The organism is Corallococcus interemptor (assembly GCF_003668875.1).
Taxonomy (GTDB): Bacteria; Myxococcota; Myxococcia; order Myxococcales; family Myxococcaceae; genus Corallococcus; species Corallococcus interemptor.
Map to the genome: position 1 here is coordinate 1 of NZ_RAWM01000213.1, position 7,805 is coordinate 7,805.

Annotated in this window: 4 protein-coding genes; 1 reads left to right on the forward strand and 3 read right to left on the reverse strand. The window is 71.3% G+C overall.

Going from position 1 to position 7,805, the window contains the following annotated elements; genetic code table 11:
- Positions 1-80: 80 nt before the first annotated feature.
- The 3 genes from D7X96_RS37945 to D7X96_RS37955 form a co-directional block, all read right to left on the reverse strand.
- Positions 81-1,580, reverse strand: coding sequence for a trypsin-like peptidase domain-containing protein (locus tag D7X96_RS37945; protein ID WP_120547886.1), 1,500 nt, complete (start codon positions 1,578-1,580; stop codon positions 81-83).
- A 102-nt stretch (positions 1,581-1,682) separates the two neighbouring features.
- Complete coding sequence (locus D7X96_RS37950) at positions 1,683-3,272, reverse strand: glycoside hydrolase family 57 protein (protein ID WP_120547887.1); 1,590 nt, start codon at positions 3,270-3,272, stop codon at positions 1,683-1,685.
- Between the two features lie 26 nt (positions 3,273-3,298).
- Positions 3,299-5,614 (reverse strand): DUF4912 domain-containing protein, encoded by a 2,316-nt coding sequence (locus tag D7X96_RS37955; RefSeq protein WP_158626677.1) that lies wholly within the window; start codon positions 5,612-5,614, stop codon positions 3,299-3,301.
- A gap of 228 nt (positions 5,615-5,842) precedes the next feature.
- On the opposite strand from D7X96_RS37955, the gene D7X96_RS37960 reads away from it, so the two are divergent.
- A partial coding sequence (locus D7X96_RS37960; RefSeq protein WP_244219865.1) for a glycosyltransferase family 4 protein occupies positions 5,843-7,805 on the forward strand: 1,963 nt, incomplete at its 3' end.

The window sequence follows — 7,805 nt, forward strand, 5'->3', positions numbered from 1 at the left end:
GCGACGCCCCCACCCCCACCGCCGTGCTGTCACCCAACGAGACGTAGTTGACGCTCATCGCCCCTCGTTCACCTCCGTGTTCAAGGCACCGTCAGCGCGCGCAGCAGGCGCCCGCCACCGGGACCGGCCACGCGCAGCAGCAGCGTGCTGCCCTTGGGCGCGGCGCGGATGACCGCGGCCAGCTCCTTCGCGCTCGCGATGGGCTTCTTGTTCGCCTCCACCACCAGCATGCCCGGCGTCAGCTGCGCGCGGTCCGCGGGCGAGCCCGGGATGATGTCCGTGACGAGCGCGCCGGCCCGCTCGGTGAAGCCGGCCTGCGACGCCGTGCGGGCATCCAGGTCCTGCAGGGACACGCCCACGCGGCGCGAGCTGTCCTGCTCGTCGGAGACCTCCGGCTTCTTCTTGGACAACCCCTCCAGGTCCGGCCGGGTGCCCATGGTCACCTTGACGTCCTGCTTCTTGCCGTCGCGGTAGAGGCTCAGCGTCGCGACGCTGTTGGGCTTCTTGAGCGCCACGGTGCGGGTGAGGTCGCTGTCGGAGCGCACCTGCTTGCCGTCCACGGCCACCACCACGTCGTCCGGCTTGAGGCCCGCCTTCGCCGCCGGGGAGTCGGGGGTGATCTGCGTGAGGATGGCGCCCTCGCTCACCGGCAGCTTCAGCGCCTGGCCCAGCTCGCGCGTGAGGGGCTGGATGCCCACGCCCAGCCAGCCGCGCGTGACGGCGCCCTCCTTCTCCAGCTGCGGCAGGAGCGCCTTGATGAGGTTGCTGGGCACGGAGAAGCCAATGCCCGTGCCGCCGCCGACGATGGCGGTGTTGATGCCCACCACCTCGCCCTTCATGTTGAAGAGCGGGCCGCCGGAGTTGCCGGGGTTGATGGCCGCGTCCGTCTGCAGGAAGTCGTCGTACACGCTGGCGCCGATTTCACGCGCGCGCGCGGACAGGATGCCCACGCTCACGCTGGAGGCCAGGCCGAACGGGTTGCCGATGGCCAGCACCCAGTCCCCCACGCGCACGGCGTCGGAGTCGCCCAGCTTCACGGTGGGGAGCTGATCCACCTTCTCCTTGATCTTCACCACGGCCACGTCGGTGAGCGGGTCGCGCCCCACCACCTCGCCCGTGAACGAGCGGCCGTCGTCCAGACGGATGGTGATGGTGACCGCGTCCTCAATGACGTGGTTGTTGGTGAGCACCAGGCCCTTGGGGTCGATGATGAAGCCGGACCCGGCGCCCTGGCGGATCTGCTCGCGCTCGCTGCGGCCGCCGCGGCCCCGCCCGTTGCCTCCGAAGAACTTGTCGAAGAGCGGGTTGTCCTCCATGCCCTCCGGCAGCTGCGGCTTCGCCTGCACGTCCACGTTCACCACGGCGGACTTCACCGAATCCACCAGCGGCGCCAGCGAGGCCAGCGACTGGGCCTCACGCGTGGCGGGCTGGAGGTTGCCGGCCTGACCGGAGACCGCCCCCTGCGTCTTGGGCGCGGACGGCTGGGGAGCGGGAGCCTGCGCGAGGGCAAGCGTGGGAGACGCCAGCACCAGCACGGCGGCCACGAGCTTGCGACGGAACGGAGGGAGCGTGTGGGTCATGGATTTCCTCAACCTAAAGCGGAAACGAAGCCCCGCAACCGGAACGACATTGCCCGGTGACGGAAGGTGAACCCCCGGGCTGGCCGCCTGTTCCCGGACCGCTCAACCAGGCCGATAGACGCGGTAGTCCAGCTCCGGGAACAGGTTGTTCCTGCCCTCCACGTGGGCGAGCCAGGACTCGTCCACGGTGCCGGCGCGCACCTGGTCGTGCAGGCGCAGGAAGCGCTGCAGGTGCTCCTTCGTGCGGCGCACGGCGTAGTCCACCATGGTGCCGGTCTTCATGATGAAGGCCCAGTCGGAGGCCTGCGCCAGCAAGAGCTCCCGCGCGGCCTGGTTCAGCGCCCGGCGCTTGAGGGACGACGCGTCCGGGAAGTCCCGGGCCAGCTCCACCATCTGCCGCGCGGCGTGGTTGAGGTGCCGGTAGATCCAGTCGTTCGTCCCGTCGAGCCACATGTTCGCGTACCCGCCCGCGCCCCAGGACGACAGGGGCGGCGTGGCCACCTGGTTCTCCGGGTGCTCGCGCAGGTCGTCCAGCGGGCTGATGAGCTGGAAGCGGCTGGGGTTGCGCGCGGCCTGGCGGATGAGCGCGTCGATGAAGTGGGGGCCCTCGAACCACCAGTGGCCGAAGAGCTCGGCGTCATAGGGCGCGACGACCACGGGCTTGCGGCCGCCCATGCGCGACGCGAGGTATTCGAACTGGCGCTCGCGGTTGAAGAGGAAGTTGCCCGCGTGGACCCAGGCGCGCTCGCGGGCCGCGGCCGGGTTGTAGGGCTGCTTGTCGTTCGTCTTGCCGGTGATGCGGAAGTACTTGAAGCCGGTGTTCTTGCGGTCGCCGGTGGGCTGGATGAAGGGCCGGACGTAGTCCAGGTCCAGGTCCCAGCCGATGTCCCGGTAGAACTCGCGGTAGACGGGGTCGCCGGGGTAGCCGTGCTCGGTGCTCCAGACCTGCTGGCTGCTCTCCGGGTCGCGCGCGAAGGCGGCCACGCCGGGCTCGGTGAAGATGGGCGCGTAGGGGCCGTGCAGCGGGCGCGGCGTGGCGTCCGTGAGCGCGTGCGTGTCCACGAAGAAGTAGCGGATGCGCTCGGCGGCGAGGATGCGCTCCAGGCCCGGGTAGTAGCCGCACTCGGCCAGCCAGATGCCGGCGGGGTCGCGGCCGAAGTTCTGGCGGTAGTGGTTCGCGGCCACCGTCACCTGCGCGCGCACGGCCTCCGGCGTCTGCTGCATGAGCGGCAGGAAGCCGTGGGTCGCGTTGCACGTGAGGATGTCCAGGTGGCCGGAGTCCTGGAGCCTGCGGAACGCGGCCACCAGGTCGCGCCGGTAGTGGTTGTGGTACGCGAGCCGCAGCGACTCGAAGTGGTCGCGGTGGAAGACGGCCAGCGGATGGAAGGTGGGATCGTCCCGGGTGCGGTGCACCTCGCGGGCGCCCAGCTCGCAGAGCGAGTCCAGCCGCTTCGCGTAGCGCTCACGCAGGAGGTCGTCGTTGAGCATCGACACGAGCGTGGGCGAGAGCGTCATCGTCACCCGGAAGGGGACGCGGTCCTCGACCAGCGTGTCGAACACGCGCAGGAGCGGCAGGTACGTCTCGGAGATGGCTTCGTAGAGCCAGTCTTCCTCGAGGAAGTCTTCGTACTCGGGGTGGCGGACGAACGGCAGGTGCGCGTGAAGGACCAGCGCGAGGGAGCCCAGGCTCATAGGTCGGTCGGAGAAGCCGTGCGGGTTCACTTCCGTCCACGGCGCGACGGCCGGGACTTGGAGGAGGTCTTCGAGCCCGGGGACCTGGGCTCGGAGGGAGTCGTGGCCGCCTTCGGAGGCTCGGCGGCCTTCGCGGGCGGAGTGGCCGGAACTTCGGCCTTCGCGGGCACGGCCGTTCGCGCGGCCTCACGGGCCCTGTCGAGCGCACGCTGCTCGGACGCGGTGGGGCCGCGCGCCACGTTCAAGGTCCACGGGTCCTTGGGAGTCTCGGGCTCCGACGGCCGCCACGTCTCCGACGAGGCCATTTCCACCGTCGAGGGACCGGCGACGACCGGGGCCCCACCCGCCGGAGCCGGCACGGGCCGGGCATCCGCGCCCCCGGACGCACGCGGCGGACCGACATGAAGCTGATCCGAAAGCCCCCGTGCGCGATCTCCCGTCAGGTAGCGCTGATCCGAAGCGGCCGCCGCCCGAGGCACAGCGAGGTATGGCTGATCCGAAGCGCCCGTGGCGCGATCCGGCGACAGGTAGCGTTGATCCGAAGCGCCCGCCGCGCGCGGCACGGTCAGGTACTTCTCATCGGAAGCTCCCGTCGCGCGCTCCACGGACAGGTAGCGCTGGTCCGAAGCGCCAGCGGGCCGGGACACCGTCAGGTACTGCTGGTCCGACGCGCCGGCCGCATGCGGCACGGTGAGGTAACGCTGGTCCGAAGCTCCCGCCGCACGAGGCACGCTCAGATACTGCTGATCAGAGCCTCCCGGCGCACGCGGCACCTCCAAGGCCCCCTGCCCGCCCGCCACATACCGCTGGTCCGAAGCGCCCGGTGCACGCGGCACCTCCAGATAGCGGTACTCGGACACACCACCCGGCGCGTACCGCTGATCCGAAGCGCCCGGCGCGCGAGGCACCTCCAGATACGGGGAGGCAGCCCCCTGCGCGTAGCGCTGCTCCGAGGCCCCCGGAGCCCGCTCCACGGACAGGTAGCGCTGATCCGAAGCCCCGGGTGCACGTGACGGGGCCAGCACCGCGCCCTCACCGAGCGTCGCCTCTCCGATGCGCGCGTACTGCATGTCCGAAGCCCCCGGAGCACGCGGAGCGCTCTCCAGATAGGCCTCTTCCGCGTAGCGCTGGTCGGACGCGCCCGGGGCTCGCGGCGCATCGACATAGGTCTCTGTGCGCTCGCGGTGGACCTCCGGCACGTCCACCACCCCGGCGCTCCCCGGCAGCTGCACCCGGCGCCAGGTGACGTATTCGCGCTCCTGCACCTGGGGGACGCGAGCGGGCGCCGCCGCCGGAATCTCCGCGCGCAGCCGGTCCACCACCGGCGGAGGCGGCATGCGCAGGAACCGGATGGACGTGTCCACGGACGGTCCCGCCGGCGGCAGCGTGGCCCTATTGGACGAATGTCCAATGCGGCGCGACCGGCCATCCGAGCCGACGAAGTGCGCCTCCACCCGGTACGTGCGCCCGGGCGTCATGCCCTGCAGATAGAAGCTGCGCGACTCCAGCGCGAAGTCCACCTCGCGCGACACGCCCTCGCCGTCGAACACCTTCATCACGGCCCGGGGCGACGGCAGCTCGTCCAGCGCCCGGTTGCGGCTTGCGTCGCTGAAGTCCCAGAAGACGAAGAGCGTGTGCGGATCCCTCGCGAGCAGCACCATCGCGTCGTCCTGGTAGTCCAGGGGCAGCATGGCCAGGTGCTCGTCGCGCTCCGGTGAAGCGTCCGCCGGAGGAAGGCGCGGCGCCTGCTCCTCTAGAAGGTGGTGGCGGCGCGCCTCCTTCTCCCCCGCCATCTTCGTCACGAAGAACCCCTCCACCAGGGGCTCGGCGGCATGCGCCGGCTCGCTCGGGGGCGTGGGCTTCGCGGCGGCGGGCACGTCCCCCTTGGGGGCGCTCGACGGGCGCGGCGTCGGCGCCTCGGGCGACAGGGGCTGCGTGTCCTCGTCATCCGGCTCGCGGCGCGCCTTCACGCGCGCGGGGAACGTCACCACCCTCGCGGGCCGCGTCCTGGGGCCGCTGCCAGGCTCCGTGATGGGCTCCTCGGAAAGTTCCCGTGCCTGCGGCGCGGTGGCGGTCTCCGGCGAAGGCAGGGGTACGGACTCGGAGGTGGGGATGGAATCCACCCGGCCGGAATCCAGCTTCCGCTCCTCGCCGCCCACGTCACCGGAGCCGCGCCGGGAGGTCGCCAGCCCGGCCATGCGCGCGAGCCGCCCCAGGGCGGGAATGCGCTCGGCCAGGGAGATGACCAACTCCCGTCCGCGGGACGCGCCAGCTCCCTCCCGGAGGTATTTCCGGGCCAGCTGCCGCAGGTAGCTCACGGTGACGCCCTTCCGCTCATCCATGGACACCTCGCCTCGTTATGACGCGGCATACAGGGGGTCAACGCATCCGTCACGGGATGTGTTGTTCCGCTGACCCCCTTCATCTTCTGTCACGGCCGATGACACCTCACCCGTGTCCAAGTATCCTGCGGCGGCTTGAGTGACCTGCCCAGACTTCTCCTGTGCAGCTTCGATGTCATCCCCGGCCCGTCTGGCTCCTCACGCCGACTGACCGAGTATCTGAAGGCGTTGCCTGATCGCTTCTCCGTGGTGGTGCTGTCGGCGAAGACGCCCGACCACTCCCATATCGAGAAGTACCAGGGCGCCCGGCTGCTCCGCGTCCCGGTAGGCTCCGGGGACCTGGCGTCGCGCATCCAGTCCTTCGAACGGGCCGTGCGCCGGCAGCTGGAGAGCGAGGACTACGCCCTCGCCCACTTCACGGACCCCTTCGGCGGCTACGCGCTCTGCGAGCTGAAGGCGGACTACGGCTACCGCCTCATCTATGAGGCGCAGACCTTCCCGTCCCAGGAGCTGCGCTACACCCATCCGCAGACGGACGGGGACCGCCGCTTCCTGTCGAAGATCCGCCGCCAGGAGCTCTTCTGCCTGATGAACGCGGACCTCGTCGTCACCGGCTCGCAGACGACGCGCGCGTACATCCAGGGGCTGGGGGCGGCGGAGGACCAGCTGCGCACCCTCCGCGCGCCCGTGGACCTGAAGCCGTACGACCCGGAGGTGCTCGGCGCCCCGGACGGCTCTCCCCTGCGCATGATGTACCTGGGCAGCCACGTGGGCTGGCAGGGCCTGCCCACCCTCTTGCGCGCCACGGCGCTCGCGTCCCAGCAGGTGGACGTGCGCCTGACGCTGGTGGGCGCGCACCACCCGGACTGGAAGCCCCACCTGGAGGACCTGGTCAACGACCTGGGCATCAAGGACAAGGTCGACTTCCAGCCTCCCGTCGCGCACGACGACCTGGTCAAGGTGCTGGCGCTGGCGGACGTGGGCGTGCTGCCGCTGGACGACTCGGAGCGCAACCGGCTCCAGGGTGGACCGCTGGCCAAGGTCTCCGAGTACCTGGCCGCCGGCCGGCCGGTCATCGCCGCGGACCTGCCCGTCACCCGCGAGCTGATCCCGAAGGACGCGGCCATCTTCTTCCCCCCGGGCGACAGCCGCGCCCTCTCCGAGCGCATCCTGGACCTGGCGCGCGACGTGCCCCGCCGCGTGGCGCTGGGCAAGGCCGGGCGCGCGTTCGCGGAGAAGGTGCTGGACGCGGGCCTCATCCGGGGTCAGCTGCTGGACCTCTACGACTCGCTGCTGGAGAAGCGGAGCCACGTCCCGAGGGAGGCCGCCAGCGAGCCGCCCGACGTCACGATGACGGGCACGCCCACCAACCGGCTCGCGAACCTGGGCATGCCGGAGGCGTCCAAGCCCGCGCCGGCGCCCAAGCCGCCCGAGGAAGCCGCCCCGTCTCCCTCGAAGGAGGCCGCGGAGGACGCGCCCGTGGTGATGGGCATGGCCCTGGACGAAGGGATGGACACCCGGCTGGTCAAGACCGAGCCGGACATGCGGCCCGACGAAGTCCCCATGGTCATGGGCCTGCCGCTGCGCGAGTCCGCCGCGAGCCAGGAAGCCGCGCCCCCGCCGGAGCCCGCGTCCGCGTCCAAGCTGACCGACGACACCGCGAAGACGGCGCTCCCCTCCGCCCCCGTGAAGGATGAGGCTCCGGAACCGCTGGGAGGCCGTGGCTCGGAGCCGGCACCGGCGACGGAGATGGTGACCCGTCCCCTGGTGAAGGCCCTGGGCTTGAAGGAAGCCGGCGAGGACGCCGCCGGGGCTTCCGATGCGAAGGCCGATGCCTCCTCCGGAGCGACGGCGGTGGTGCGCCGGCCGGTGGAGGAAGACGAGACGGGCTCGCCGGCCCCCACGCCCATCGTGCGCAGGCCCGCGTCCCTCTCCGAGGAGGACGAGCGAGCCCCCACCCCCGTCGTGCGCCGGACCGGGGTGATGCGTGAAGAAGAAGAAGCTCCCGCGCCCACGCCCATCGTGCCCATGCGCTCCCTGCTGAACGGCTCCCGGAGCACGAACGCCGGCCGGTCCCAGCGTCAGCCGGAGCCAGGCCCCTCGGAACCCCCGCGACTCTTCCCCACTTCCTCTCCCATGGCCGACGCGGACAAACCGCCCATCCGTGGCGGCCTCGCCGCGGATCCCGCCC